The organism is Lentzea albidocapillata, from assembly GCF_000719115.1.
Taxonomy (GTDB): Bacteria; Actinomycetota; Actinomycetes; order Mycobacteriales; family Pseudonocardiaceae; genus Lentzea; species Lentzea albidocapillata.
In genome coordinates, this window is record NZ_JOEA01000007.1 from 200,462 (window position 1) to 225,806 (window position 25,345).

General features: G+C 68.3%; 18 protein-coding genes. 11 read left to right on the forward strand and 7 right to left on the reverse strand.

Annotation, left to right across the window (positions count from 1 at the left end):
* Positions 1–17 precede the first annotated feature (17 nt).
* The 4 genes from IG04_RS0111915 (at position 18) to IG04_RS0111930 (ending at position 7,548) form a co-directional block, all read left to right on the forward strand.
* Positions 18–1,607 (forward strand): carboxyl transferase domain-containing protein, encoded by a 1,590-nt coding sequence (locus IG04_RS0111915; protein WP_030476660.1) that lies wholly within the window; start codon positions 18–20, stop codon positions 1,605–1,607.
* A gap of 2 nt (positions 1,608–1,609) precedes the next feature.
* Positions 1,610–3,523 carry an acetyl/propionyl/methylcrotonyl-CoA carboxylase subunit alpha gene (locus IG04_RS0111920; RefSeq protein WP_030476661.1) on the forward strand — a complete coding sequence of 638 codons (1,914 nt, stop codon included), beginning with the start codon at positions 1,610–1,612 and terminating at the stop codon, positions 3,521–3,523.
* Positions 3,524–3,528: 5 nt separating this feature from the next.
* Complete coding sequence (locus IG04_RS0111925) at positions 3,529–4,680, forward strand: acyl-CoA dehydrogenase family protein (RefSeq protein WP_030476662.1); 1,152 nt, start codon at positions 3,529–3,531, stop codon at positions 4,678–4,680.
* Between the two features lie 144 nt (positions 4,681–4,824).
* Positions 4,825–7,548: a hypothetical protein gene (locus tag IG04_RS0111930; protein WP_245815933.1), complete on the forward strand. Its 2,724-nt coding sequence runs from the start codon at positions 4,825–4,827 to the stop codon at positions 7,546–7,548.
* Here the strand turns inward: IG04_RS0111930 and IG04_RS0111935 are convergent.
* Positions 7,545–9,080: an acyl-CoA dehydrogenase family protein gene (locus tag IG04_RS0111935; RefSeq protein ID WP_030476664.1), complete on the reverse strand. Its 1,536-nt coding sequence runs from the start codon at positions 9,078–9,080 to the stop codon at positions 7,545–7,547. The genes IG04_RS0111930 and IG04_RS0111935 overlap by 4 nt on opposite strands.
* Before the next feature lie 170 nt (positions 9,081–9,250).
* Here IG04_RS0111935 and IG04_RS0111940 point away from each other — a divergent pair, with 170 nt between their 5' ends.
* Both IG04_RS0111940 and IG04_RS0111945 read left to right on the forward strand, forming a co-directional pair.
* Entirely contained in the window at positions 9,251–10,501 is a 1,251-nt protein-coding gene (locus IG04_RS0111940) for an FAD-binding oxidoreductase (protein WP_084400960.1), read from the forward strand.
* On the forward strand, positions 10,502–11,734 hold the full coding sequence (locus tag IG04_RS0111945) for an SAM-dependent methyltransferase (RefSeq protein ID WP_030476666.1): 1,233 nt from the start codon (positions 10,502–10,504) through the stop codon (positions 11,732–11,734). It abuts the gene before it with no gap.
* 50 nt (positions 11,735–11,784) lie between these two features.
* Here the strand turns inward: IG04_RS0111945 and IG04_RS0111950 are convergent, their stop codons facing one another.
* The 3 genes from IG04_RS0111950 to IG04_RS0111960 all read right to left on the reverse strand — a co-directional run bounded on the left by IG04_RS0111950 (position 11,785) and on the right by IG04_RS0111960 (position 16,660).
* Positions 11,785–12,615, reverse strand: coding sequence for a S1C family serine protease (locus IG04_RS0111950; protein ID WP_030476667.1), 831 nt, complete (start codon positions 12,613–12,615; stop codon positions 11,785–11,787).
* A gap of 66 nt (positions 12,616–12,681) precedes the next feature.
* A complete protein-coding gene (locus IG04_RS0111955; protein WP_159460430.1) occupies positions 12,682–14,715 on the reverse strand; it encodes a putative bifunctional diguanylate cyclase/phosphodiesterase in 2,034 nt (677 codons plus the stop codon).
* 289 nt (positions 14,716–15,004) lie between these two features.
* On the reverse strand, positions 15,005–16,660 hold the full coding sequence (locus tag IG04_RS0111960; RefSeq protein WP_030476669.1) for an FAD-binding dehydrogenase: 1,656 nt from the start codon (positions 16,658–16,660) through the stop codon (positions 15,005–15,007).
* A gap of 72 nt (positions 16,661–16,732) precedes the next feature.
* On the opposite strand from IG04_RS0111960, the gene IG04_RS0111965 reads away from it, so the two are divergent.
* Both IG04_RS0111965 and IG04_RS0111970 read left to right on the forward strand, forming a co-directional pair.
* Positions 16,733–17,152: a cupin domain-containing protein gene (locus IG04_RS0111965; RefSeq protein ID WP_051769619.1), complete on the forward strand. Its 420-nt coding sequence runs from the start codon at positions 16,733–16,735 to the stop codon at positions 17,150–17,152.
* A gap of 275 nt (positions 17,153–17,427) precedes the next feature.
* Entirely contained in the window at positions 17,428–17,871 is a 444-nt protein-coding gene (locus tag IG04_RS0111970; protein ID WP_030476671.1) for a DUF6098 family protein, read from the forward strand.
* Here the strand turns inward: IG04_RS0111970 and IG04_RS0111975 are convergent.
* On the reverse strand, positions 17,855–18,541 hold the full coding sequence (locus IG04_RS0111975) for a hypothetical protein (RefSeq protein WP_051769622.1): 687 nt from the start codon (positions 18,539–18,541) through the stop codon (positions 17,855–17,857). The genes IG04_RS0111970 and IG04_RS0111975 overlap by 17 nt on opposite strands.
* A 55-nt stretch (positions 18,542–18,596) precedes the next feature.
* Between IG04_RS0111975 and IG04_RS0111980 the strand changes: the two genes are divergently transcribed.
* Both IG04_RS0111980 and IG04_RS0111985 read left to right on the forward strand, forming a co-directional pair.
* A complete protein-coding gene (locus IG04_RS0111980; protein WP_169745991.1) occupies positions 18,597–19,187 on the forward strand; it encodes a hypothetical protein in 591 nt (196 codons plus the stop codon).
* A 254-nt stretch (positions 19,188–19,441) separates the two neighbouring features.
* On the forward strand, positions 19,442–22,675 hold the full coding sequence (locus IG04_RS0111985; protein ID WP_030476674.1) for a S8 family serine peptidase: 3,234 nt from the start codon (positions 19,442–19,444) through the stop codon (positions 22,673–22,675).
* A 51-nt stretch (positions 22,676–22,726) separates the two neighbouring features.
* Here IG04_RS0111985 and IG04_RS0111990 read toward each other — a convergent pair whose 3' ends face one another.
* Positions 22,727–23,002, reverse strand: coding sequence for a hypothetical protein (locus tag IG04_RS0111990; protein ID WP_144065214.1), 276 nt, complete (start codon positions 23,000–23,002; stop codon positions 22,727–22,729).
* 148 nt (positions 23,003–23,150) lie between these two features.
* The gene (locus IG04_RS0111995) at positions 23,151–24,233 is read right to left on the reverse strand and encodes a mechanosensitive ion channel family protein (RefSeq protein WP_051769624.1); all 1,083 of its coding nucleotides are present in this window, start codon (positions 24,231–24,233) and stop codon (positions 23,151–23,153) included.
* Between the two features lie 106 nt (positions 24,234–24,339).
* Between IG04_RS0111995 and IG04_RS0112000 the strand changes: the two genes are divergently transcribed.
* A complete protein-coding gene (locus tag IG04_RS0112000; protein WP_030476677.1) occupies positions 24,340–25,344 on the forward strand; it encodes a protein kinase family protein in 1,005 nt (334 codons plus the stop codon).
* Position 25,345 lies beyond the last annotated feature (1 nt).

Genomic DNA, 25,345 nt, shown 5'->3' on the forward strand with positions numbered 1-25,345 from the left:
CCTGAGGTCTGGGGAGCATGGACGCACCTGTCCTGCGCAGCGCAGCCGAGCCGTCGGACCGCTACGCCAAGGAGCACACCGCGCTCGTCGACGAGCTGCGCGGCAAGCTCGCCACCGCCGCTCTCGGCGGTCCCGAGAAGGCACGTCAGCGGCACGTCGACCGCGGCAAGCTGCTGCCGCGTGAGCGCGTCGACACGCTGGTCGACCCCGGTTCGCCGTTCCTGGAGTTGTCGCCGCTGGCCGCCAACGGCATGTACGGCGACGACGCACCGGCCGCGGGCATCATCACGGGCGTCGGACGCGTTTCCGGCCGTGAGTGCGTGATCGTCGCGAACGACGCCACGGTCAAGGGCGGCACCTACTACCCGATCACGGTCAAGAAGCACCTGCGCGCGCAGGAAGTGGCGCTGCAGAACAACCTTCCGTGTATCTACCTCGTCGACTCCGGCGGCGCGTTCCTGCCCAAGCAGGACGACGTGTTCCCCGACCGCGAGCACTTCGGCCGCATCTTCTACAACCAGGCCACGATGTCGGCGCGCGGGATTCCGCAGATCGCCGCCGTGCTGGGCTCGTGCACCGCCGGTGGCGCGTACGTGCCGGCGATGAGTGATGAAGCGATCATCGTCCGCAACCAGGGCACGATCTTCCTCGGCGGTCCGCCGCTGGTGAAGGCAGCCACCGGTGAAGTGGTCAGCGCCGAGGACCTCGGCGGCGGCGACCTGCACTCCCGCACGTCCGGTGTCACGGACCACCTCGCGGAGAACGACGCGCACGCGTTGAGGATGGTCCGCTCGATCATCTCGACGCTGGGACCGCGAATCCACAAGCCCTGGGACGTCGCGCCCGTCGAGGCGCCGGTGGTCAAGGACGACCTCTACGGTGTCGTGCCGACGGACTCCCGGACGCCCTACGACGTGCGCGAGGTGATCGCACGGGTCGTCGACGGCTCCAAGTTCCAGGAGTTCAAGAAGGAGTACGGGCAGACGCTCGTCACCGGCTTCGCGCGCATCCACGGCCACCCTGTCGGCATCATCGCCAACAACGGCATCCTGTTCGGCGAGTCCGCCGTGAAGGGCGCGCACTTCATCCAGCTGTGCGACAAGCGGTCCATCCCGCTGGTCTTCCTGCAGAACATCACCGGGTTCATGGTCGGCCGCGAGTACGAGGCGGGCGGCATCGCCAAGCACGGCGCCAAGATGGTGACGGCGGTCGCGTGTGCTCGTGTCCCGAAGTTCACCGTGATCATCGGCGGCAGCTTCGGTGCCGGCAACTACTCCATGTGCGGCCGGGCGTACTCGCCGCGCTTCCTGTGGATGTGGCCCAACGCCCGCATCTCCGTGATGGGCGGTGAGCAGGCGGCGTCCGTGCTCGCGACCGTCCGCCGCGACCAGCTCGGTGACGAGTGGTCCGCGGAGGACGAGGAGGCGTTCAAGGCGCCGATCCGCCAGCAGTACGAGGACCAGGGCAACCCGTACTACTCGACCGCGCGGCTCTGGGACGACGGCGTGATCGACCCGCGTGACACCCGCACGGTGCTAGGACTTGCCTTGTCCAGTGCGGCGAACGCCCCCATCGACGATGTTTCCTACGGCGTCTTCCGGATGTGATCATGTTCGACAGCGTTCTGGTGGCGAACCGCGGAGAGATCGCGGTCAGGGTGATCCGCGCGTTGCGGTCGCTCGGGGTTCGTTCCGTCGCCGTGTACTCCGACGCGGACGCCGAGGCGTTGCACGTCAAGCTGGCCGACGAGGCCGTGCGGATCGGTCCTGCGGCCGCCCGCGAGAGCTACCTGTCCATCGAGAAGATCGTTGCGGCCGCCGTTTCCACTGGCGCGCAGGCGATCCACCCCGGCTACGGCTTCCTCGCCGAGAACACGGCGTTCGCGACGGCCTGCTCCGAGGCCGGAATCGTGTTCGTCGGACCGCCCGCGTCGGCGATCGACGCGATGGGCGACAAGATCCGCGCGAAGCTGACCGTGTCGGCGGCGGACGTGCCCGTCGTGCCGGGCCGCACTCGTCCGGACATGTCCGACGACGAGATCGTCGAAGCGGCCCTGGAGATCGGCTTTCCGGTGCTGCTCAAGCCTTCCGCGGGTGGCGGCGGCAAGGGCATGCGGCTGGTGCACGAGGAATCGGCGCTGCGCGAGGCGATCGAGTCCGCACGGCGTGAGGCGCGCGGTTCGTTCGGTGACGACACGCTGCTGATCGAACGGTTCATCACGAACCCGCGCCACATCGAGATCCAGGTTCTCGGTGACGCGCACGGCAACGTGATCCACCTCGGCGAACGCGAGTGCAGCCTCCAGCGCCGGCACCAGAAGATCATCGAGGAAGCCCCGTCGCCGTTCCTCACGCCCGAGGTCCGCGAGGCCATGGGCTCCGCCGCGGTCGACGCGGCGAAGGCCGTCGGCTATGTCGGCGCGGGCACCGTCGAGTTCATTGTGGACGGTGCGTCCGGCGACTACTTCTTCATGGAGATGAACACCCGGCTGCAGGTCGAGCACCCGGTGACCGAGATGGTCACGGGCGTCGACCTCGTCGAGTGGCAGCTCCGCGTGGCTTCCGGTGAAGAACTGGATCTCAAGGTCGAGCTGAACGGCCATTCGGTCGAGGCCCGCGTCTACGCCGAGGACCCGGCGCGCGGCTTCCTGCCGACCGGCGGACGCGTGCTGGCGCTGAGCGAGCCGACGGATGTCCGTGTGGATTCCGGTCTGTACGAAGGGCTTGTCGTCGGTTCGGACTACGACCCGATGCTTGCCAAGGTCATCGCACACGGCCGCACCCGCGAGGAAGCTCTCAGGCGCCTGGATCACGCGCTGGGCCGGATGGTGCTGCTCGGCGTCACGACGAACATCCCGTTCCTGCGCGCGCTTCTGCGTGACGAGGACGTGCGTTCCGGCGCCCTGGACACCGGTCTGGTCGAGCGGAAGCTGGATTCACTGACCTCGGCCGAGATTCCGGACGAGGTGTACGTGGCGGCCGGCCTGGAGCGTTCGCTGCAGCCACACGGTGCCGACCCGTGGGACCAGTTGGGCGGCTGGCGCGTCGGTGAACACGCCTGGACGACCTGGCGGATCAACGACGTCGACGTGCGCGTGCGCGGCGAGGAAGTCGCTGTGGGCGCGGGAGAACCGGTCCGTGCTCGGGCCCGCCGCGAAGGCGCCGACCTGCTCGTCGGCTCGCGCCGCTACTCGATGGCCCGCGACGGTGACGTGCTGTGGCTGGGCCACGACGGTGCCTCCTGGGCGCTGGTCGAGGCCGAGTTCCTGGTGGGTGCCGCGGTTGGTGCCGCCGCCTCCGGTGGCCCGGTGAAGTCGCCGATGCCCGGCACCGTGCTGGTCGTCCGCGCTCAGCAGGGCGAGGAAGTGACCGCCGGTCAAGCGTTGTTCGTGGTCGAGGCCATGAAGATGGAGCACACCGTGACCGCACCGGTCGACGGCGTGCTCGCCGAAGTGAACGTGCAAGCAGGCCAGCAGGTCGCACTCGACCAGGTACTGGCCCTCGTCGTCTCTCACGAGGAGTGACAGCAATGTTGGACTTCAGGCTCCCGAGCGAGTACGAGGACCTGCGCAAGACCGTCGAGGAGTTCGCGCGCGACGAGGTGGCGCCGGTCATCGGCGACTACTACGAGCGCTGCGAGTTCCCGTACCCGATCGTCGCGAAGATGGGGCAGATGGGCCTGCTCGGCCTGCCGTTCCCCGAGGAGCACGGCGGCATGGGCGGCGACTACTTCGCCCTGTGCATCACGCTCGAAGAGCTCGCGCGCGTCGACTCGTCGGTCGCGATCACGGTGGAGGCGGCGACGTCGCTGGGCGCCATGCCCATCTACCGCTACGGCACCGACGAGCAGAAGGCCGAGTGGCTGCCTTCCCTGACGTCCGGCCAGAAGCTCGGCGCGTTCGGCCTCACCGAACCCGGTTCCGGCTCCGACGCGGCCGCCCTGGCCACCACCGCGCGCCTCGAAGGCGACGAGTGGGTCATCAACGGCACCAAGGCGTTCATCACGAACTCCGGCACGGACATCACCGGCCTGGTGACGGTCGCCGCGGTCACGGGCACCCGGCCCGACGGCCGCAAGGAGATCTCCTCGATCATCGTCCCGTCCGGCACCCCGGGCTTCACGGTGTCGAAGAAGTACTCCAAGGTCGGCTGGAGCGCCTCCGACACCCGCGAACTGTCCTTCCAGGACTGCCGCGTGCCCGCGGCGAACCTGCTCGGCACGCGAGGCCGCGGCTTCGCCCAGTTCCTGCGCACGCTGGACGAGGGCCGCGTCGCCATCGCCGCGCTGTCGGTCGGCCTCGCCCAGGGCTGCGTGGACGAGTCGGTCCGCTACGCCCACGAGCGCGAGACGTTCGGCGCGAAGATCGGCACCTACCAGGCCATCCAGTTCAAGATCGCGGAGATGGAGGCCCGCGTGCACACCGCGCGTCTGGCCTACTACGAGGCCGCGTCCCGGATGCTGCGCGGCGAGCCGTTCAAGAAGCAGGCGGCCATCGCGAAGCTCGTCTCGTCCGAGGCGGCGATGGACAACGCCCGCGACGCCACGCAGATCTTCGGCGGCTACGGCTTCATGAACGAGTACCCGGTCGGCCGGTTCTACCGCGACGCCAAGATCCTGGAGATCGGCGAGGGCACCTCCGAGGTGCAGAAGATGTTGATCGCTCGCGAACTGGGCCTTTAGGCCGTTCCATCTAAATAACTTCAAAACGCCGGTCCGAATCGAGCTGTCCGGCTACCGTCGTTTGCCTTCCGCACGAGTGTGAGGGTGCAGATGACAGGTAGTCGGCCAGAACCGGTCTTTCCCGGATTGAACCAGCTCCTCGAAGTGATTCGCGGGCTGTGCGACCGGCCGGGGTTCTTCTATCGGAGTCCGACCGAGGAAGTGGTCGGTGACCAGCCGCTTCCGCTGCTCTACGTGGAGAGCGAAGCCAGTCCGACGGATTTCCTGCGCGCGTTGGAGGCGAAGCTCGACACCGGCGTTCCGGGAATACCGCACGCATATGTCGACGTGTCCGCGGTGGCCGGAGAAGTTGACAAAAGATGGCCACCGAAGTCGCGGGAGACGCCACCGCTGCTGCCGTTGCTGGACGAACTGTCCTTTCGGCTGTCCCAGATCCACATCGGCACCGAACGACTGACCAGGTTCGACCACTACCGGCTCGCCGACTGGCTCACCGGCAAGAAGCTGCCGAGCAAACCGGGACGGCAGGACGACCGGGCGAGCGTCATCGAGCTGTTGCGCAGCTGGACCGGCCGGACGGGCCAGGACGGCGAGGCGGTCAACCGGGCCGTCGACGCGTTCATCCCGGGTCTCGTGACGAGGCTGGGGCTCGGGCTCGTCGCCTGGGTCGGCACGAAGCTGGGCTTCCGATGGCTGGCCAAGAGGGTGCCCGGGCTCGCGCGCGAGTCGAAGTGGTTCATGAAGGGACAGAACTTCGCGCTGCCCAACCACTCCATCGAGTTCCTCGGGTTCGCTGAGCGGCTCACGCTGGGCCGGCGCGAGGCCGAGAGCGAGAAGCAGATCAAGCTGCTGCTCGTGCACGCGTTCCTGGAGGACCTGCGGATCGCGTACCGGCGGCGCGGACGGTTCCTGCCGCGCAGGGTCGGCTGGCGGCGCACCGCGTACGTTCCCGTGCTGCTCGACGGCGTGAACGAGAGCAACGGTGGCTGGGAGCTGCTCCAGCTGATCAACGAGGTGCGCAACCGGACCGGCGAACTGGACCCGCTGCTGGTGATCGCGGCGAGCTCGGCGCAGCCTGCGCTGTCGGAGATGTTCAAGACCAGGCCGTGGCGTGCGGAGAACGCCGCCGAAGCGCTGGCGACGTGGCAGCAGAAGCTGCCGGGCAAGCGTCAGCAGCTCGACGTGGCCGCGCGCTACCTCATGATCAAGCTGCCGTTCCCCGACCCGGAGCGGGCGACGTGGCTGGGCGCACCGGTCTTCCGGGCGCCGCCCGTGCGGTGGCTCGCGAAGTCGCGCAGGCTGGAGCTGATCATTTCGGCGATGGTGCTGTTGCTGCTGGTGCCGGGGTTCACGAAGGTGCAGGCGAACATCGAGGCGAACTGCTCGATCGTCGGCTCCGCGATCTCGCCGGGAGTGTCGACGAGGCTGATGGACGTCGACGGCCACCTGGAGTGCGTCGGCTACAGCGACAACGACAACCAGGTGTTCGGCTCGAACGAACGGCTGCGGTGGACGCAGCAGGCGGTCTTCGCGCAGAACGCGGTGGCCGAACGGCTGCACGAGGACGCTCCCGGCCGTCCACTGGTCTCGTTGCTGTACTTCTCCAGTCTCACCCACCGCGACGCCAACCCCGACGCCGACCACTCCCGTGCCGAGGAACTGGAGGGCATGCTGCTCAAGCAACGGCAGCAGAACGACAGGTCGCGTTCGGAACCGTTGCTGCGCATCGTGATCGCGAACGGCGGCGCGACGATGAAGAAGGCGCCCGAGGTGCTGCGGGACATGCTGACCCCGTTGCTGGAACGCGATCCCAGCATCATCGGCGTGATCGGGCTCGACCGCAGCGTCGCGGAGACCCAGGCCGTCATCACCGAACTCGGAGCGCTGGGGGTGCCGACCGTCGGCACCACGCTCACCGAGGCCTCGCTGCCGGGCAAGTCGGCGACGTACTTCCAGCTGATCCCCGGCAACGTCCGGCAGGCCGACCTGGTCCAGAAGTACGCGCAGCACCTCGGCGTGAGCAAGGTGACGATCTACCACCCGCCGCTGGGCAAGAACGACATCTACCTCACCGACCTGGTCGACGTGCTGGGCAAGCACCTGGCAGCCGCGTCCGTCAACGCCCAGGCCGTCCCGTGGGTCAACAGCCCGCAGGAACTGCAGTCGCAGTGCGCGGACGACCACTCCAGCGAGATGGCGTTCTTCGCGGGGCGGGAGGAGGACTTCGGCGAGTTCCTGCGTGCGGTCGGCAGGGACTGCTACGACAAGAGCCGGCTGCCCCGCATCCTCGCCGACGACGCCATCATCCGGTTCATCGCGCAGAAGGCCAGCCGCACGCACGACTCACTGGCCGGTATGCGGGTGTCCTACGTGAGCATGGCCGGGCTGATCGTGCTCGCGGGAAAGGACTGCGTGCAGGGCAAACCGGATCCGACGAAGGTGCGTGGCGGCCAGCCGCTGGACGCGTTCTGTGCCGGCTACAGCAGGCTAGCCAAGGAGATCCAGGAGACCCCGCTCGCGCCGGAGGACAAACCTGCCAAGCCGTGGCCCGGTGAGCACATGGGTGTCGCCTACGACGCGGCCGGACTGTTCCTCGACGCCGTGCGCAACGCCCAGAAGCGCCTGGGCAACCAGCCCGGGCGCACGCCACAGCGGGGTGCGATCGGAGGTGAGCTGCGGGAGCTGAACTCCCACGGAGCCACCGGACGCACGGACTTCGCCGCGTCTCGCGTTGGGGAGCGGCGCAACTTCACGATCCTCGAACTCAAGAACATCCACGACTTCGAGGAGCAGCCCACGTGCGTGTTCGCGACCGGTGACCTCTACAGCACGGATTCGCCGAAGCTGGCCAACGGTTGCCCTGCCTAGGTTTTTGTGACAGCTCGGTCGATGATCGAGGCGAAGTCGGTGGACTTGGGGAGCGTGCCGAACGCGACTCCCCAGTCCCCGCCCAGCCGTGAACCGAGGAACGCGTCCGCGACGGCGGGGTGCCCGTGCTTCACCAGCAGGGCACCCTGCAGGATCAGCGCCATCTTCTCCACGACCCGGCGCGCCTGCGACTCGTCCACATCGGACAGTGCGGTGCCGAGATCGTTCAACGCCCTGTCGATGCGCTGGTCGACCCCGGTGACGGCGGCGAGGAACTCCTGCACCGAGTCGGGTTCCTTCTTCATCGCGCGCAGGACGTCCAGCGCGGCGACGTTGCCGGAGCCCTCCCAGATCGACATCAGCGGCGACTCGCGGAACAGCCGCGGCATCCCGCTGTCCTCGATGTACCCGTTGCCGCCCAGACACTCCAACGCCTCGGCGGCGTGCACCGGGCCGCGCTTGCACACCCAGTACTTGGTGACCGCGAGGCCGAGCCGCGGCCGGTGCTGCGCGAGCCACATCGCGGCCGTGGTCGCCGCCTCGGACTCGATCGCGAGGTCCGCCAGCACGTTGCGCATGGCGGGCTGGTCGATCAGGTAGCTGCCGAACGCCTTGCGGTGCGCGGCGTGGTGCGCGGCCTGCCTGAGTCCGGCGCGCATGCCCGCGGCGCTGCCGAGAACGCAGTCGAGCCGGGTCATGTTGACCATCTCGATGATGGTCCGCACGCCTCGGCCCTCGTCGCCGACCCGGTGCGCGAACGCCTCGTCGTACTCGATCTCGGCGGAGGCGTTGGACTTGTTGCCCAGCTTGTCCTTCAGGCGCTGCAGGAAGAACCGGTTGCGCGTGCCGTCCGGGAGCACTCGCGGCACGAGGAAGCACGTCAGCCCGCCGGGGGCCTGCGCGAGGGTCAGGAACACGTCCGACATCGGTGCCGAGGTGAACCACTTGTGCCCGGTCAGCAGGTAGCCGTCGGCGACCGGCTTCGCGACGGTGGTGTTCGCGCGGACGTCCGATCCGCCCTGCTTCTCGGTCATCGACATGCCGGCGATCAGGCCATGCTTGGACAGCGGTGCGCGCAGCCCGAAGTCGTAGTTCCGCGCAGTGAGAAGAGGTTCGTAGCTTTCGGCCAGATCCGGCGCGACGCGCAAAGCGGGTACTGATGCGTAAGTCATCGAAATCGGGCATCCGTGGCCGGCCTCGACCTGGGACCACACGTAGAACCTGGCCGCCCGCTCCAGGTGCCCACCGTCGACGTAGGCGTGCAAACCGTGCGAAACGGCGACGTCCATCAGTTCGTGCCAGGCGGGGTGGAACTCGACCTCGTCGATCCTGTTCCCGAACCGGTCATGGGTGTGCAGCACCGGCGGGTAGGCGTTTGCGAGCCTGCCGTGCTCCTGCCACTCGGGGCTGCCCGCGAGCCTGCCCAGCGAGTGCAGTTCGGCGTCGTCGACCCAGCTGAGCAGGGCCGGGTCGTCCGCGACGTCGTGGCCGCTCAGCGGCGGGACCTGGTTGGTCACCTCGTGCGTAGCCATGCCCCGCACGTTACTACTCGTAAGTAACTTTGGGCAGGGTGCCGGTGAAGATCGCTGGCCCATTCGGGCTTTTGGGCGTGCCAAGGACGCTGACGAGGAATAACGTCGTTCTGGTGAGTGACCATGGGCACAGCTCGGCCGTGGCTGCGCTGAGCGCGCAGTACGCCGCGATGCGCGAAGGTGCGCCAGTGCGGCTCGCGAAGAAGACGTCGAACCTCTTCCGGTTCCGGGCCGACCAGGCCGGCGGGCTCGACGTCGGCAGGTTCGACCAGGTCCTGTCCGTGGACCCGGTCGGACGCACCGCACAGGTGCAGGGCATGACCACCTACGAGAACCTCGTCGCCGCGACACTTCCCCACGGCATGATGCCGTTGGTGGTGCCGCAGCTCAAAACCATCACCATCGGCGGTGCGGTCGCCGGACTCGGCATCGAGTCCACGTCCTTCCGCAACGGGCTGCCGCACGAGTCCGTGCGGGAGCTGGAGATCCTCACCGGCGACGGCGAGGTGGTCGTCGCCAAACCGGACGACGACCTGTTCCGCGCGTTCCCCAACTCCTACGGGACGCTGGGCTACGCGCTGCGGCTGGAGATCGAGCTGGAGCCGGTGCGCCAGTACGTCCGGCTGCGGCATGTGCCGTTCGGCTCCTTCGCGGAATGCGCCGCCGTCATCGAGGAGGTCTGCGAGGACGGCTCGGCGGACTTCGTCGACGGCACCGTGTTCTCACGGGGCGAGATGTACCTGACGCTGGGCCATTACACCGACATCGCGCCCTACACGTCGGACTACACCGGCAACCAGATCTACTACCGGTCCATCCAGAAACGCCGCACGGACCACCTGACGATCCACGACTACCTGTGGCGCTGGGACACCGACTGGTTCTGGTGCTCGCGGGCGTTCGGCGCGCAGAACCCGGTCGTCCGTCGCATGTGGCCGAAGCGCTACCTGCGTTCGGACGTGTACCGCGGGCTCGTCGCGAAGCACCGGCGGCTGAGGCCGCGCACGGACGTCGAGCCGGTGATCCAGGACGTGGAGATCCCGGTCGCCGGCCTGGCCGACTTCCTCGACTTCTTCGACCGCGAGATCGGCATCACGCCGGTGTGGCTGTGTCCCGTTCGCCTGCGGGACACCACAGGCTGGCCGCTGTACCCGATGGACAAGGACACCTTGTACGTCAACGTCGGGTTCTGGTCGGAGGTCCCGGTACGACCGGGGGAGAAGATGGGTGACCGCAACCGGCTGATCGAGCGCGAGGTGGCGCGGCTGGGCGGCCACAAGTCGCTGTACTCGGACTCCTACTACACCGAGGACGAGTTCTGGCGGCACTACAACGGTTCGCACTACCGGTCCGTGAAGGCCCGGTACGACCAGACGAACCGCCTGCCTGATCTGTACGCCAAGTGTGTCAGGGGACGATGAATGCGGTTGGCCTCCATTTTCCAGAGCATCACAGGTGGCAGCGACGTTCGCTTCCAGGCCTACGACGGCAGTACCGCCGGGCCGTCGGCAGCCTCGGTGTCCATCGACATCAAAACACCGGAAGCCCTGTCCTACCTGGCTTCCGCGCCCGGTGAACTGGGTCTGGCCCGTGCCTACGTGACGGGTCACCTGGAGATACTCGGCGACGTGCACGCCGGTCTCTCCCGGCTGTCGGAGTTCTCGCTGCGAGAGCTCCCGTGGCTGCAACGGGTAGAGCTGTTGCGGTTCCTCGGCCGGATCCGGTTGTCGCACAAGGTGTCTCCGCCGCCGCAGGAGACGCGCCTGCGTGGCCTGCGGCACTCCAAGGCCCGCGACTCGCAGGCCATCGCGCACCACTACGACGTCTCGAACCAGTTCTACGAGTGGGTCCTCGGCCCGTCGATGGCCTACACCTGTGCGGTGTACCCGACCCTGCAGTCCACTTTGGAGGAAGCGCAGTTCGCCAAGCACGATCTGGTGGCGCGCAAGCTGGGGCTGAAGTCCGGCATGAGACTGCTGGACGTCGGCTGCGGCTGGGGCGGCATGGTCATGCACGCGGCCCGCGAGTACGGCGTGCGGGCGATCGGCGTGACGTTGTCGCGCAACCAGGCGGAATGGGCGCAGAAGGCGATCGTCGAGGCCGGGTTGTCGGACCTGGCCGAGGTGCGGCACCTCGACTACCGCGACGTGCGGGAGACCGGTTTCGACGCGGTGTCGTCCATCGGCCTCACCGAGCACATCGGCAAGGCGAAGCTGCCCGCGTACTTCTCGTCCCTGCACGGGAAGCTCAAGCCCGGCGGCCGGCTGCTGAACCACTGCATCACCCGGCCGGACAACAAGCAGCGGGCGTTGTCGGGGCCGTTCATCGACCGGTACGTGTTCCCGGACGGTGAGCTGGTCGGGCCCGGCCATCTCGTGTCGCTGATGCACGACACCGGGTTCGAGGTGCGGCACGAGGAGAACATCCGCGAGCACTACGCCCTCACACTCGCCGCCTGGAGCCACAACCTCGACACGCACTGGGAAGAGGCGGTCGACGAGGTCGGCGAGGCTCGGGCGCGGGTGTGGCGGCTGTACCTCGCGGCCTCACGGCTCGGGTTCGAGCGCAACAACATCCAGCTGCACCAGGTGCTCGGGGTGAGGCTGGACGGGACGACGTCGCACATGCCGTTGCGCCCGGACTGGCTGTCCTGATCTTCGGCTGAGGGCCGCGGCGTCGCCGCGGCCCCTGGTCGTTTCGCCGGTCAGCTCAGCCGGTCGACGATCTGCTTGGCCGTGTTGGACGGGATCGCGAACCCGATGCCGACGCTCCCGGCCTCACCGCTGCTCGACGCCGGCGAGTAGATCGCCGAGTTGATCCCGATCAGCTCACCGGCCGCGTTCACCAGCGCGCCACCGGAGTTGCCGGGGTTGATCGACGCGTCGGTCTGGATCGCCTGGTACGACACGGAAGACGCGCGGCGGGTCTCGCCGGGCACGGTCACCTTGCGGTCCAGCGCGGACACGATGCCGGTCGTCACGGTGCCCTGCAGCCCGGACGGCGAGCCGATGGCCATCACCGCGTCACCGACCTTCACCGAACCGGAGTTCGCCCACTTGATCGGCGTGAGACCGGACGCCCCGGAGACCTGCAGCACGGCGAGGTCCGAGGTCGGGTCGGTGTTGACGACGGTGGCCGGCAGTTCGCGGCCGTCGTTGAACTTCACCGTGATCTGGCCGCCGGACGAGGCGACGACGTGGTTGTTGGTGAGGATCTTGCCGTCCGCGGAGAGGATCACGCCGGAGCCGAGACCGTTGCCGACGTTCACCTGGACGACCGAGGGCAGCACGTCGGAGGCGACGGCGCTCCAGTCCAGTGTGGACGTGTTCGCGATCGTCTGCGCGGAGACGGAGGAAGTCGTGGGGGTGGAGTCCGGCGAGGCGATCACCGCTCCGGTGACGCCCCCGAACAGGCCGGCGACGAGTGCCGCGGCCGTGAGCATCGGGGCCGTTCGGCGCCAGAACTTCGGGGCGACGACGGCGGGCTGCGGTTCCACCAGTGACCCGCTCATCGCGGGGAAGCTCTGCTCGGTCATGACTCCACGATGGACCCCCATCATGTGAACCAGCTGTGCCGAAACCCTGGAATACCCTGATAAGAACTAGCTGAGAAGAAGCGCGGAGACCTCGGAGGCCGACAGCGCCGGCCCGAAGTGCGCGCCCTGCCCGCCCGTCACGCCCAGCTTCGCCAGCCTTGCGGCCTCGGCGGGAGTCCGTACGTCCTCGGCGTAGAGCGGCAGCTTGAGCAACGTTGCCCACCGCAGCAGGGCCACCGAAGCACTCTCCTCCACGCGGTTCGCGCCCTCGTCGAGACCGTGCACGACGGTGCCGGTGAACTTCACGCCGCTCAACGGCAGCTGGCGCAGCCGGTCGACGCCGACGTTGCCGCCGTTCATCTGGTCCAGCACCAGCCCGATGCCGCGCTCGGCGAGGATCGTGAGCTCGTCGAGCTGTTCGTCGTTCAGCAACGCCGGCAGGTGCTCGTGCAGTTCGAAGCGCAGCAACGTCGCGGGCAGGCCGGTGCGCTCCAGCACGCGGGCGACCTCGGCGACGAGTTCGGGCTCCTGGCACAGCCTTGGCGGCAGGTCGATCGAGAGCGCGGGCATCCGCGAGCCCAGCGCCAGGTGCCAGTCGGCCGCGTGCCGGCACGCGGCCTCCAGCGCCCAGTGCATCAGGCGGACGACCATGCCGTTGTTCGACGACTGGTCGAGGAACGTGTCCAGGCACAGCACCCCGCGTTCGGGGTGGTCCCAGACGATTTTGGCCTCCAGCGCGAGCACCGAGCCGTCGGCCAGCGAGTGGACGGGCAGGTAGTCGACGCGGAACTGGCCTTCTTCCAGCGCGCCGGGGATCGAGGCCGCGAGCGCGTACCTCTCCTTGTCGTGCACGTCCCGTTCGTGGTCGTACAGCGCCCACTGCGCCTTGCCGTCGCGCTTGGCCCAGCCGACCGTGACGTCCGCCGCGCGCAACAGGTCCGTCGAGTCGCCGCCGCGCGCCGCCCGCGCCACGATGCCGACGCTCGTGGTCACGCCGACGCCGTGCGAGCCGATCCAGATCGGCTCTTCCAGGCGTGCGGTGAAGTCCTCGACCAGGGCGACCACGCTCCGCACGTCCTGCGGGTCCTTGACCAGCACGCCGAACTCGTCGTCGCCGATGCGCGCGACCTTGGCGACTCCCTCGGAGAACACCGCCCGCAGGTGCGTCGCGACGTGCATCAGCACCCGGTTGCCGGCCTCGTGCCCGAACGCGTCGTTCACGCCGCGGAACCCGTCGATGTCGACCTGCACGAGCGCGAGCGTCTCCGGCCCCTTGGAGCCGGCCACGCCCTCCAGCCAGCCGAGGAACTGCGCGCGGTTCGGCAGGCCCGTCTGCACGTCGTTGAGGCTCTGCCGCACGAGCTGCGTCTGCAGCGCGCGCATCTCGCTCATGTTCTCGATCATGGTGACGAGGTACGGCGGCGTGCCGTCCTCCTCGCGCACCACGGAGATCGCCATGTGCGTCTGGATCGTCTCGCCGTCGCTGCGGACCATCCGCTTCTCGACCCGGATGTTGTCGTGCTCGGACGCGATCAGCTGCTTCGTCAGCTCCCGCAGCCCGGCCCTGTCGTCCGGGTGCACGATGTCGCGGCCGCTCATCCTGCGCAGGTCCTCGTGCCGGTAGTCGAGCATGGCGAGCAACGCCTCGTTGACGTCGATGATCTTGCCCTTGAGGCCGCTCACGATGATGCCGAACGCCGAGCTCTCGAAGACCGCGCGGAACTTGGCCTCGCTCGCCCTGACCGCGGCCTCGGCCCGGCGCATCGTGGTGATCGCGGCCGTGCGGCTCAGCTCCTGCTGGTCGAGCGTGCGGTCGCGCAGCCCCTCCGCGTACCCGGCGGCGAGCGCGGCCAGCTGCGCCGGCGTGACCGGGGTGTGCTCACCCAGGAACGTGAGCGAGTGCTCCAGCGTCGCCGAGGCGATGAAGTCGTGCTCGACCATGGACCGGCCGACCTGCCGCGCCTCGTCCACACCGCCACTGAGCAACTGCTCGACGTAGCCGCCGAGCAGTTGCTCGAGCTTCTCGCGCGTGAAGTTCGCGATGAGGGTGTTGGAGATCGTCGCCGCCCAGCGAACGGCGGGCTCTCGGCTGTCGACCATGTTCATTCAGCTCAGGTGGCCGTTCGTGGGGGACCGGGGGTGATCTGCTCGATCGGCTGGCGCGGTACCACCACCAGGAGTGGGTCCAGCGCGAAAGCTTACTGATCAGTCAGGACGGGTCCAACCGAACCCCGAACCCCGGTCGAGAATCGACGGATCGGCCACGAATTCACTCGTTTGAACTAGTGAATGGCGCCGCGGGTCGCGGGTTGACGGTCCCCGATCTGTGTCATGCCTTCCAGCACGACCGCAAGCTCGGGGACCGTCAACCCGCGTCCACCACGCGGACCTACTTGACGGCCTCCGCCGCCGCACGCCCGGCCACCCGGCCGGAGAACAGGCAGCCGCCGAGGAACGTGCCCTCCAGCGCGCGGTAGCCGTGCACGCCACCGCCACCGAACCCGGCGGCCTCACCGGCGGCGTACAGGCCCGGCAGCACCTCGCCGGACGTGTCGAGCACCCGCGACGACAGGTCGGTGTGCAGGCCGCCCAGCGTCTTGCGCGTGACCACCGAGAGCCTGACCGCGATCAGCGGACCGGCCTTGGGGTCGAGCAACCGGTGCGGCTCGACGACGCGGATCAGCTTGTCGGTGAGGAAGTGCCGTGCCGCGCGGATCGCGTTGACCTGCATGTCCTTGCTGAGGCCCGCGGTGACCTGGCGGTCGCGCTCGACGATCGTCTTCTCGAGCTCGGCCGCGTCGATGCGCGAGTCGCCGGTCAGCGCGTTCATGCCGCGGGCCAGGTCCGCGACCGTGCCCGCCTGGATGAACTCCTTGGACTTCTGCGCGAACGCCTCCACGGGTGCCACGGCGCCCGGCAGCGCGCGCTTGAGGACGGCCCTCGTGTCCTTGCCCGTGAGGTCCGGGTTCTGCTCGGAGCCCGACAGCGCGAACTCCTTGCCGATGATCCTCTTGTTCAGCACGAACCACGAGTGCTCATGGCCGTGGGAGGTGATGTGCTGCAACGACCCCAGCGCGTCGAAACCGGGGAACAGCGGGATCGGCAGCCTCTTGCCCTCGGCGTCGAGCCACAGCGACGACGGGCCGGGCAGGATGCGGATGCCGTGCCGCGACCACACCGGGGCGTAGTTCGCGATGCCCTCGGGGTAGTGCCACATGCGGTCGGCGTTGATGATCGCGCCGCCGGCCTTCTGGGTGATCTCCATCATCGAGCCGTCGACGAAGTCCGGCACACCGGCCAGCATGAACTTCGGTGGCGTGCCCATCCGCTCGGGCCAGTTCCTGCGCACCAGGTCGTGGTTGCCGCCGATGCCGCCGGACGTGACGATCACGGCCTGGGCGCTGAACGAGAAGTCGCCCGCCACCGTCCGCGAGCTCGGTTCGGCCCTGCCGGTCGACGAGGCCTCCAGCACGTCGCCGGACACGCCGTCGCACACGCCGTTGGTGACGTTGACGTTCGTGACCTTGTGGCGGAACTTGAGCGTCACGAGTCCCTTCGCGACGGCCTCCCGCACCCGGCGCTCGAACGGCTCGACGACGCCCGGCCCGGTGCCCCACGTGACGTGGAAGCGCGGTACCGAGTTGCCGTGCCCGTCCGCCAGGTAGCCGCCCCGCTCGGCCCACTGCACGAACGGGAACCAGCGCATCCCCATGTTGTGCAGCCAGGAGCGCTTCTCGCCGGAGGCGAAGTCCACATAGGCCTGCGCCCACAGCCGCGGCCAGTGGTCGGCCTCCCGGTCGAACGCCGCCGAGCCCATCCAGTCCTGCAACGCCAGGTCGTGCGAGTCCTTGACCCGGAGCCTGCGCTGCTCGGGGGTGTCCACCATGAACAACCCGCCGAACGACCACCAGGCCTGGCCGCCGAGCGACGCCTCCGGCTCCTGGTCGAGGAGAATGACCTTGCGACCCGCGTCCGCGAGTTCTGCGGTCGCCACGAGACCTGCGAGGCCCGCGCCGACGACGATGACATCCGCGTCATGTGCCATCGGGCGAGTCTAGAACTACCGCTGGTCACGCACGAGACCTGAGTCAGTTTCACTTTTTGGGGATGGTGCTCGATGAGCTTCCGACCTGCTTCCGAGGTGGGTTTCACGACGTCGACCACGCGTTTTGTGGCGCCGGGATCCGTCACGAACGGTGAGTTCGGCCTGTTCGAGTGGCGGATGGAGGCCCGTCAGCCCGGAGCCCGGCCGCACTTCCACAAGACCTTCTCGGAGTCGTTCTACGTGCTCGAAGGCGAGATCACGCTGCTCGACGGCGAGGAGTGGGTGACGGCAGGCGAGGGTGACTTCCTCTACGTCCCGCCGGACCGCCCGCACGCGTTCCGCAACGACAGCGACGCTCCGGTGCGGATGCTGATCCTGTTCTCGCCCGGGATCGCCCGGGAGAACTTCTTCCTGGAGGTCCGGAACGCGAAGGGGCTCTCGCCGGACGAACTGGTCGCGTTCTACGAGAGCCATGACCAGTACAACCTCTAAGTGCCGTCGACCGTCACTGCCGGTGAGGGGGGTTTACCGGAGTGCCGGTCGACGGCGGGTTGACCGCGGCGCGAGCACGCGACGCCTGCGGAAGGGCTTTTCCGGCCTGGGGGTGCCGGATCGCCCTGGCGACCGGCTCGAGCGCCAGCGGCCAACCACATTGTTGAACGTACAACCGGAGCGTGGTGTTCCGGTCGGCTTTCACTGTGACCAGGCTCAATTCCTTCAGCCGGTCTTCAGGTTTCCCTCAGTTTCGGCCGGGTAAGTCACCGGGTGTGACAGCACGGCTGCCGACGATCACAAGCCTCGCCGAGCTCACGTGCTTCATCGGCGACGACGTCTACCTGCGCTGGTCCCAGGGCCCCGAGGCCGACGAAGCCTCGACGTCGAGCGACTCGCTGACCGGCGTGGAACTCCCTGGCCTGTCCGCGAGCCCGCTGCACATCGAACCGTGGTGGGGCGACCGCTCCCGCGAGCTGTGGGTGGCCCGCCGCCTCTTCGACTACCGCCACCTGCGCGACCTGCGCGGGCCCGACGTCCGCGCGTGGGTGCTGCGCGGCACCGAGGTGGGCCGCGGCCCGGACAACGAACCCCTGGTCCGCTGCCGGGAGCCGCTCGCCTGGGTGGCTGACAGCGCACTGCGGGAGTGCTCGGAGCTGGTCGGCGCCCAGCGTTCCGACGAGTGGGGACCGCTCGACCGTTCTAACTCAGATCATTGAGCTTGCGTTCGGCGGCCTTCCGCGCCTTCTCCGCCCCGCTCGTGACCCGCTTGGCGTCCTCCAGCCGTTCCGCGGCGCGGTCGAACGCCCGCTGCGCCGCCAGTTGGTCGGCCTGGGCCTCCCCGAGCGCCTGCTCGGCCTCGTCCAGTGCCTGCTGGGCCTCGGCCCGCTTGCGTTCCTGCCGTTCCCGCCGCTTGCGGGCCAGCGCGTCCTCGCCGGCCTGAGCCGGCTCGGGCGTGGGGAGTGCGAACCCGAAGCCCGAGTACTCCAGCGCCTTGGTCAGGTGGCCGTCGCGCACCTGTTCGGCGGACTCCGGGTCGGCCATCGCGGCCGTCAGCGTGTTGCGCACCTGCGTGACGGCGTCGTCCGCGAGCGGTCCGGTCAGCTCCAGCGTGCGATAGACCAGCGCCTCCATGAGCTCTTTGCGCTTGCGGCCCAGCTCCCGCATGGTCAGCTGCGCCGTGGAGAGGCCCAGCGCCTCCTCCAGGCCCTCAGGCGCGTCCCGCACGAGCTTGTTGACCGCCCAGGCGCCCACGGTGGGCTTGCGGAGCTCCTGGATGGCCTTGGCCAGATCCTTGTCGTCGGCCTGCTTGGCCGCGGCGTTGCGGGCCGCGGTGAAGTCCTTCGGAGGCAGGCCGTAGAGCTCGTCGGCGACCGGCTTCAGGTCCATGGGCGCAAGGTAGCGCCTGACCGGCCCCCAGTCCTGCCGAACGGCGTTCAACGAGATGAGCTCCGGCGGCGTTCAAGAGGCAGGATCGGGTAAACAGGATGGGGAGATGCATACCAGGTGGAGATGGGTCCTGTTCGGCCTCGGCGCCGCCGTGGCCGCGGTCGGTCCGCTCGCGGCCGTGGACGGTCCCTGGTACGGCTACGTCTTCGGCGGCCTGTGGTTCCTCATGGGCGGCACGGTGGCGTGGCGGACCTTCAAGATGGGCACCAAGGTCACTAGCGAGGGCATCACGTCGAACGGGCTCGACCGGCAGGTCACCGTCGAATGGTGTGACGTCGAGGTGATCGAACCCGCGCGCAAGAGAAACCTGATCTTCTTTCACACCATCGCGCCCACGGCACGACTGCGCCGGGGCCGCCACGCGCTGACCGAGCTGAGCCTGCTCTCGATCAAAAAGGACTCGGTGCCCGAACGGACCGCGAAGCACGTGACGGAACTCCAGCAGGTCCTCGTCGCACATCGCGCCCACTGTCCCGCGTGTGGAGCGCAGCCTAAAGTGCTCGCCACCCCGCAGGGGATCGTCGGTCGCCTGCGGGCGAGATTGCGTGGGCTAATGGGCGGAAATAGCGATCAGTCCATCGCCTGATACCGGGATCCTGTTACACGCCAACGCCGTTCACCGTTGACGGAGCCTTGACATTCCCCTCCATCAGCCCTTGACTGGAGGACGGTTGCTCGTTCCGTGATGGAAAAGAAACGTGCAGCATTAAAAGCGTGCCCGTTCAAGCCGCTGAACAGTCCAATGTGGATCTGAAAGTTAGTCCAGTCCGACGATTGCCCATCGCGAGGCGAAGAGATGTGCTTCGGAGCACTCTTTACCCCACGAAGGGCACATGCGCCGTGAAGAACTGGAGACGCCGCACCGGCACGGTCTTGCTGACCGCGGTGCTGGGCACTACCGGGTTCGGCTTCGCCGCCACCCCTGCCATTGCGCAGAACGCACCGCAGCAGCAGCCGGCCGCTGACAAGCAGCTGGACAAGCAGGACCGGGCACTCGTCGACCAGGCGGCCCGCGAGGGCAAGCCGACCGTCGACCTGCTGGTCGCCGCCGAGGACGGCAAGGCCGACGCCGCGGTCAACGACCTCAAGGCGCTCGGCGCCACGGTCCAGAAGACCGAGAAGGACGTCGACTACGTCAAGGTGACCATCCCGCGGGAGAACGCGGCGAAGGCCGCCAAGCTGGCCTCGGTCAGCACCGTGGACGTCGACGGCCTCGTCGCCCTCGACGACCCGCGTCCCGAAGGCATGGAGCAGCCCGCGCCGCAGAAGGCGCCGGACTCGAAGACGCCGCGCACCAACCCGTACATGCCGACGAAGGACACGCAGGCGGCGCAGTTCGCCGTCGCGAACCCGAAGTGGGACGGCCGCGGCACCACGATCGCCGTGATCGACTCCGGCATCGACCTGGACCACCCCGCGCTGGCGACCACCAGCACCGGCGACCGCAAGATCGTCGACTGGTTCACGGCCAACAACCCGGCGTCCGGCGACGGCACCTGGGTCACCATGACCAAGACCGGCAAGGTCGGCAAGTTCGTCGAGGGCGGCAAGGAGTGGACGGCGCCGGCGACCGGTGGCCCCTACTCGTTCGGTCTCTTCCGTGAGATCGCCGGCGACCTCGGCGGCGCCGGCAGCGAGATCGGCGGTGACATCAACCGCGATGGCGACCGCCTCGACTCGTGGGGTGTCATCCAGGACATCACGACGAAGGAAGTCTTCGTCGACACCGATGGTGACGCCAACTTCACCAACAACCCGCGGATGATCGACTACAAGGTCAAGAAGGACTCCGGGTTCTTCGGCACCGACAACCCCGCGACGCCGGTCATCGACCGCGTGGCGTTCGTCGTGCAGACCGACAAGTCGATCTACGACACGGGCGGCACGCCGTACGTCAGCCTCGGCATCTCCGCCGGTGCGCACGGCACCCACGTCGCCGGCATCACCTCGGCGCACAGGCTGTTCGACGGCAAGATGGCCGGTGCGGCACCCGGCGCGAAGCTGATGTCCATCAAGGCCTGCCTCTCTACGCCGGCCTGCACGAGCTCCGGTCTCATCGACGGTGTCCTCTACGCCGCGCGCAACGGCGCAGACGTCGTGAACATTTCCATCGGTGGCCTCCCGGCGCTCAACGACGGCAACAACGCCCGTGCGGAGCTCTACAACCGCACGATCGACGAGTACAACGTCCAGCTCTTCATCTCGGCGGGCAACTCGGGTGCGGGCGCGAACACCGTCGGTGACCCGTCAGTGGCGACGAACGCGCTGAGCGTCGGCTCGTCCATCACCAAGGAGACCTGGCTCTCCAACTACGGCTCGAAGACCGAGCAGAAGCAGAACCTGCACGGCTTCTCCTCACGCGGCCCGCGTGAGGACGGCGGCTTCAAGCCGAACATCATCGCGCCCGGCTCGGCGATCTCCACCACGCCGCGCTGGCAGGCCGGCGGCCCGGTGGCGGGCACCTTCGCCCTCCCCGCCGGTTACGCGATGTTCAACGGCACCTCGATGGCCGCCCCGCAGGCGACCGGTGCCGCCGCGCTGCTCGTGAGCGCGTTCAAGGCCACGCACGACGGCCAGAGGCCCACCAGCGCCGAGCTGCGCTACGCGATCCAGCGCAGCGCGAACTATGTCGCCGACCTCGGTGCGTACGAGCAGGGCGCGGGCCTCTTCAACACCAACGCCGCGTGGAAGCTGCTGGACAAGCACTCCGTGCCGGACCAGGTCACCACGTCCGTCGCGGTCAACACCGTCCTCAGTGGACTGCTGGCCACCCCGAACGTCGGTGTCGGCATCCACGACCGTGAAGGCGTGACCGCGGGCCAGGAGTACACCCGCACCTACACGCTGACCCGCACCACGGGCCACGACGACGAGCGCTACAACGTCTCGTGGAAGGGCAACGACGGCACGTTCTCGGCGCCGAAGAAGGTCGACCTGCCGCTGAACAAGCCGGTCCAGTTCGCCGTCAAGGTCAAGGCCAAGACCGCGGGCGTGCACAGCGCCGTCCTGCAGCTCGACAACCCGGAGACCCCCGGCGTCGACTCGCAGACCCTGAACACCGTGTTCGCGGCGGAGAACTTCAACGCCGCCAACAAGTTCTCGGTCACCAAGTCCGGCACGATCGCGCGCAACCAGTCGACGAGCCTCTTCGTGAACGTGCCCAAGGGCACGACCGCGCTGAAGATCGACATGAACGCCGGTGGCGCCGAGGCCGGCAAGGGTCAGGTCCGCTTCCTGCGCTACACCCCGCAGGGCACGGCGGCCGACTCGACCAGTTCGCTCAACTGTTACAACCCGGACGCGGGCGCCGGTTGTGCCGGTGGCACGCCGACCAGCCGCACGGTGGCCAGCCCGATGGCCGGCGTGTGGGAGATCGTGATCGAGGCGCGTCGCACCTCCGACGCCGACGTGGCGCCGTACTCGGTGACCGCGTCCGTGCTCGGCACGACGGTCAGCCCGAACCCGGACACCATCGCGTCCGGCACGCTGGGCACCCCGATCGAGCGCTCCTACACCGTCACGAACACGCAGGCCGGTTTCAACGGCCGGCTCGCGGCGGGCGCTGTCGGCAGTGCCAAGACGGCCCGTCCGACGATCGCGAACCTGGAGTCCCAGCAGTACCCGATCGCGGTCTCGGCCGGCGCGTCGAAGCTCACCGTCACGATCGGCAAGACCGCCGACCAGGGCGCTGACCTCGACCTGTCCGTCTACAACTGCACGTCGGGCAGCTGTGTGCTCGCCGGTCAGTCGGCGGACGCGGACTCCGAGGAGTCGGTGACGATCACCAACCCGGCCGCAGGCAACTGGGTCGCCCTGGTGGACGGCTACGCGGTGCCCGCGGGCACCACGGCGTTCGACTACTTCGACGTCTTCACCTCGGCCGGTCTCGGCACGCTGTCCATCGCGGACAACAACGCCGACCGCGCCGCCGGTGCGTCGTGGAACGCGACGGGCGTCATCACGCCGCTGGGCCAGCCCGGTGCCGGCCGCGTGCTGCGCGGTGAGCTCGAGGTGCGCACGGCCGACAACACCGTCGTCGGTGGCGGGGCCGTGATCATCCAGGCAGTCAGCTAGTAGTTCGGTTGAACGTAGAAAGCCCCAGGGTCCACGAGATCCTGGGGCTTTCTACGGTTCGGGCAGCTTGTTGCCGAGGGGCTCGTCCAAGTCCACCTTGGACACGCCGATGATCAGATACGCGTCTTCCACCTTGTCGACCGGCATCTCGGCGCGCAGGTAGCCGATTCTGGGATCCCGCGACTCGACGGTCGCGCCCAGCCTCTCCAGTGCCTGCTCGACCTCCTTGTCGCGTCCCGGCTGCACGGAGATCATCAGTGGCACTGTGAGGTGGCCGTCGCGCTTCGCCTGCTCGACCCGGAGCTTGTCCGGTTTCGCTGAGGACACGGTCGGCACCTCCGCCAAGAGCACGGCTGGAGACCCGTTCGTACCACAACTGCCGAGAGCCAGCGCGCAGAACGCGACGGCGAGCGGTCTTCTCATGTGGTGAGGACGGGACGGGCTCCACGGGCGGTTGCATCCTGTTTTCCGCCGGTCACTGCTTGGGTCCCGCAAACGCTTGCTCCCGCAGCGTCCCGTCGGCGCTCTCGCCGAACACCCGAGCGTCCGTGTGCTGGTCACCGGCGGGCTGGGCCTTCTTGACCCCGGTCACGGTCTTGGTCCTGACCTGCGGCAACGCACCGCCGTGCTGCCGCTGCACCCAATCCACCAGGTGCTCGCGCGTCAGGCACCGCAGGTCCCAGAGCTTTCCGGCATCAGCGGCACTCACCAGCGCACGCAACCGCACGAACCCGTGCGTGGCCTGCGTGACCTGCAGAACGGACACCCGCCCGTCCCACAGGTCGCTGCCCTCCAGCATGGACCGCATCTCCTGCCGCATCGCCTCGACCGGCACCGTCCAGTCCAGATCGAGCTCCACGGTCCCGAGCAACGCCGACTGCGTGCGCGTCCAGTTCTCGAAGGGCGTCTTGAGGAAGTACGAGGTCGGCAACACCATCCGCCGGTCGTCCCACAGGTGCAGCACCACGTACGTCAGCGTGACGTCCTCGACCCGCCCCCACTCGCCCTCGACCACCACGACGTCGTCGAGCCGCACCGCGTCGCTGAACGCGATCTGCAGCCCCGCGATCAGGTTGCCCAGCAACGACTGCGCGGAGAACGCCGCCACCGCACCGATGACCGCGGCGGAGGCCAGCACGGTCGATCCGACCGCCCGCGCACCGGGGAACGTCATCAGGATCGCGCCGGCTGCCAGCACCCCGATGACCACCAGCACCAGCCGCCGCACCAGCACGACCTGCGTGTGCACCCGCCGCGCGTGCCGGTTGTCCATGACATCAGTGCGAATCCGCGACAGCGAAACGTCCACAAGGGTGCTGATCAGCGCGGCCAGCAGCCACGCTCCCGCCAGGATCAACGCGATTCCCAGCGCGTGCAACGCGACCGGGGCGTCGACCGGGTACGCGCTCAGGCTTATCTGTGCGGCCAGCAACGCTCCGAACACCTGGCCGGGCCGGTACATCCTGCCGCTGTGGGTGAAGCGGCGGACCAGGCGGTGGATCACTTCCACCGCGAGCAGCGCGAAGACCACCGAACAGCCTATGACGACGAACAGCACTGTGCCTCCTCCTGTGTCGAGGCCGGGTACCCGGCCTTCGGGGCGGGGAACACCATGTCGCGGCTCACCATTGCGTTCCAGGTTTGAGTCTTATAGACTCAAACCCATGTTCACCACATCGGAGGCGCTGGAACTGGTCGAGCGCGCCGCATCGGCCGAGGCCCTGTTCGGGCCTCGCAGCGCCGATCCCGGCAGACGCAGGGAGGTGCGGCGCAGATACCACGCGCTGGCCTCGGTGCTGCACCCCGACGTGGTCGGACCAGCCAACGCTCGGGCGCACGCGGCCTCGGCGAACCTGACGCGGCTGCACCACGAGTGGACGCACAGCACGAGCGTCGAACTGAAAACAAAGACCGGCGTCTACCGCATCGGGGAGCCGTTCGCGGTCGGCAGCATCGCGAACCTGTACGAGGCCGACGGGCCGTACGTCGTGAAGGTCGTGCGCAATCCGGCGCTCAACCCGCTGCTGCACGGCGAGTGGCAGGCCCTGCGCAGGCTGGAGCGTTTCACCGACGTGCACCACTGGTTGCGGCCCTTCTACCCGCGGCTGCTCGACACGTCGGGCGATGTCGCCAAGGGCTCCAGGGCCTTCACGGTGCTCGACCCGCTGGTGGACGGGTTCGTGACGCTCGCCGACGTCAAGAACGCTTTCCCGCGAGGGCTGGACGGGCGCGACTACGCGTGGATGCATCGCAGGCTGCTCAAGGCGTTGGCCGGCGCACACCGGATCGGGCTGGTGCATGGAGCCGTCACGGCCGAGAACGTCATGGTGCACCCGGAACAGCACGGGATCGTGCTGGCCGGCTGGTCGTTCGCCGTCGAGGAAGGCCAGCGACTCCTCGCGACCAGTCGCACCATCAGCTATCCACCGGAAGTCCAAGCGGGAGAACCGGTCACGGCCGCGACGGACGTCCACATGGCACACACGCTGATGATCGATCTGTTGCGACACGAAGAAAATCGGCAGATCGCGTTCGCCCGCGGATGTCTGCAGGAACGCCCGTCGCGCCGGCCTGACGCCGCCGACCTGCTGCGCGAGTACGACGAACTGCTCGAAGAACTGTACGGACCAAGGGTTTTCCGCCCGTTCGCTCTGCCAAAAGGAGAATGAC

Coding starts and splice junctions, on each gene's coding strand:
- IG04_RS0111915 (WP_030476660.1), top strand. CDS start 18: ATGGACGCACCTGTCCTGCGCAGCGCAGCCGAGCCGTCGGACCGCTAC.
- IG04_RS0111920 (WP_030476661.1), top strand. CDS start 1,610: ATGTTCGACAGCGTTCTGGTGGCGAACCGCGGAGAGATCGCGGTCAGG.
- IG04_RS0111925 (WP_030476662.1), top strand. CDS start 3,529: ATGTTGGACTTCAGGCTCCCGAGCGAGTACGAGGACCTGCGCAAGACC.
- IG04_RS0111935 (WP_030476664.1), bottom strand. CDS start 9,080: ATGGCTACGCACGAGGTGACCAACCAGGTCCCGCCGCTGAGCGGCCAC.
- IG04_RS0111940 (WP_084400960.1), top strand. CDS start 9,251: ATGCGCGAAGGTGCGCCAGTGCGGCTCGCGAAGAAGACGTCGAACCTC.
- IG04_RS0111945 (WP_030476666.1), top strand. CDS start 10,502: ATGCGGTTGGCCTCCATTTTCCAGAGCATCACAGGTGGCAGCGACGTT.
- IG04_RS0111950 (WP_030476667.1), bottom strand. CDS start 12,615: ATGACCGAGCAGAGCTTCCCCGCGATGAGCGGGTCACTGGTGGAACCG.
- IG04_RS0111955 (WP_159460430.1), bottom strand. CDS start 14,715: ATGGTCGACAGCCGAGAGCCCGCCGTTCGCTGGGCGGCGACGATCTCC.
- IG04_RS0111960 (WP_030476669.1), bottom strand. CDS start 16,660: ATGGCACATGACGCGGATGTCATCGTCGTCGGCGCGGGCCTCGCAGGT.
- IG04_RS0111965 (WP_051769619.1), top strand. CDS start 16,733: ATGAGCTTCCGACCTGCTTCCGAGGTGGGTTTCACGACGTCGACCACG.
- IG04_RS0111975 (WP_051769622.1), bottom strand. CDS start 18,541: ATGGACCTGAAGCCGGTCGCCGACGAGCTCTACGGCCTGCCTCCGAAG.
- IG04_RS0111980 (WP_169745991.1), top strand. CDS start 18,597: ATGAGCTCCGGCGGCGTTCAAGAGGCAGGATCGGGTAAACAGGATGGG.
- IG04_RS0112000 (WP_030476677.1), top strand. CDS start 24,340: ATGTTCACCACATCGGAGGCGCTGGAACTGGTCGAGCGCGCCGCATCG.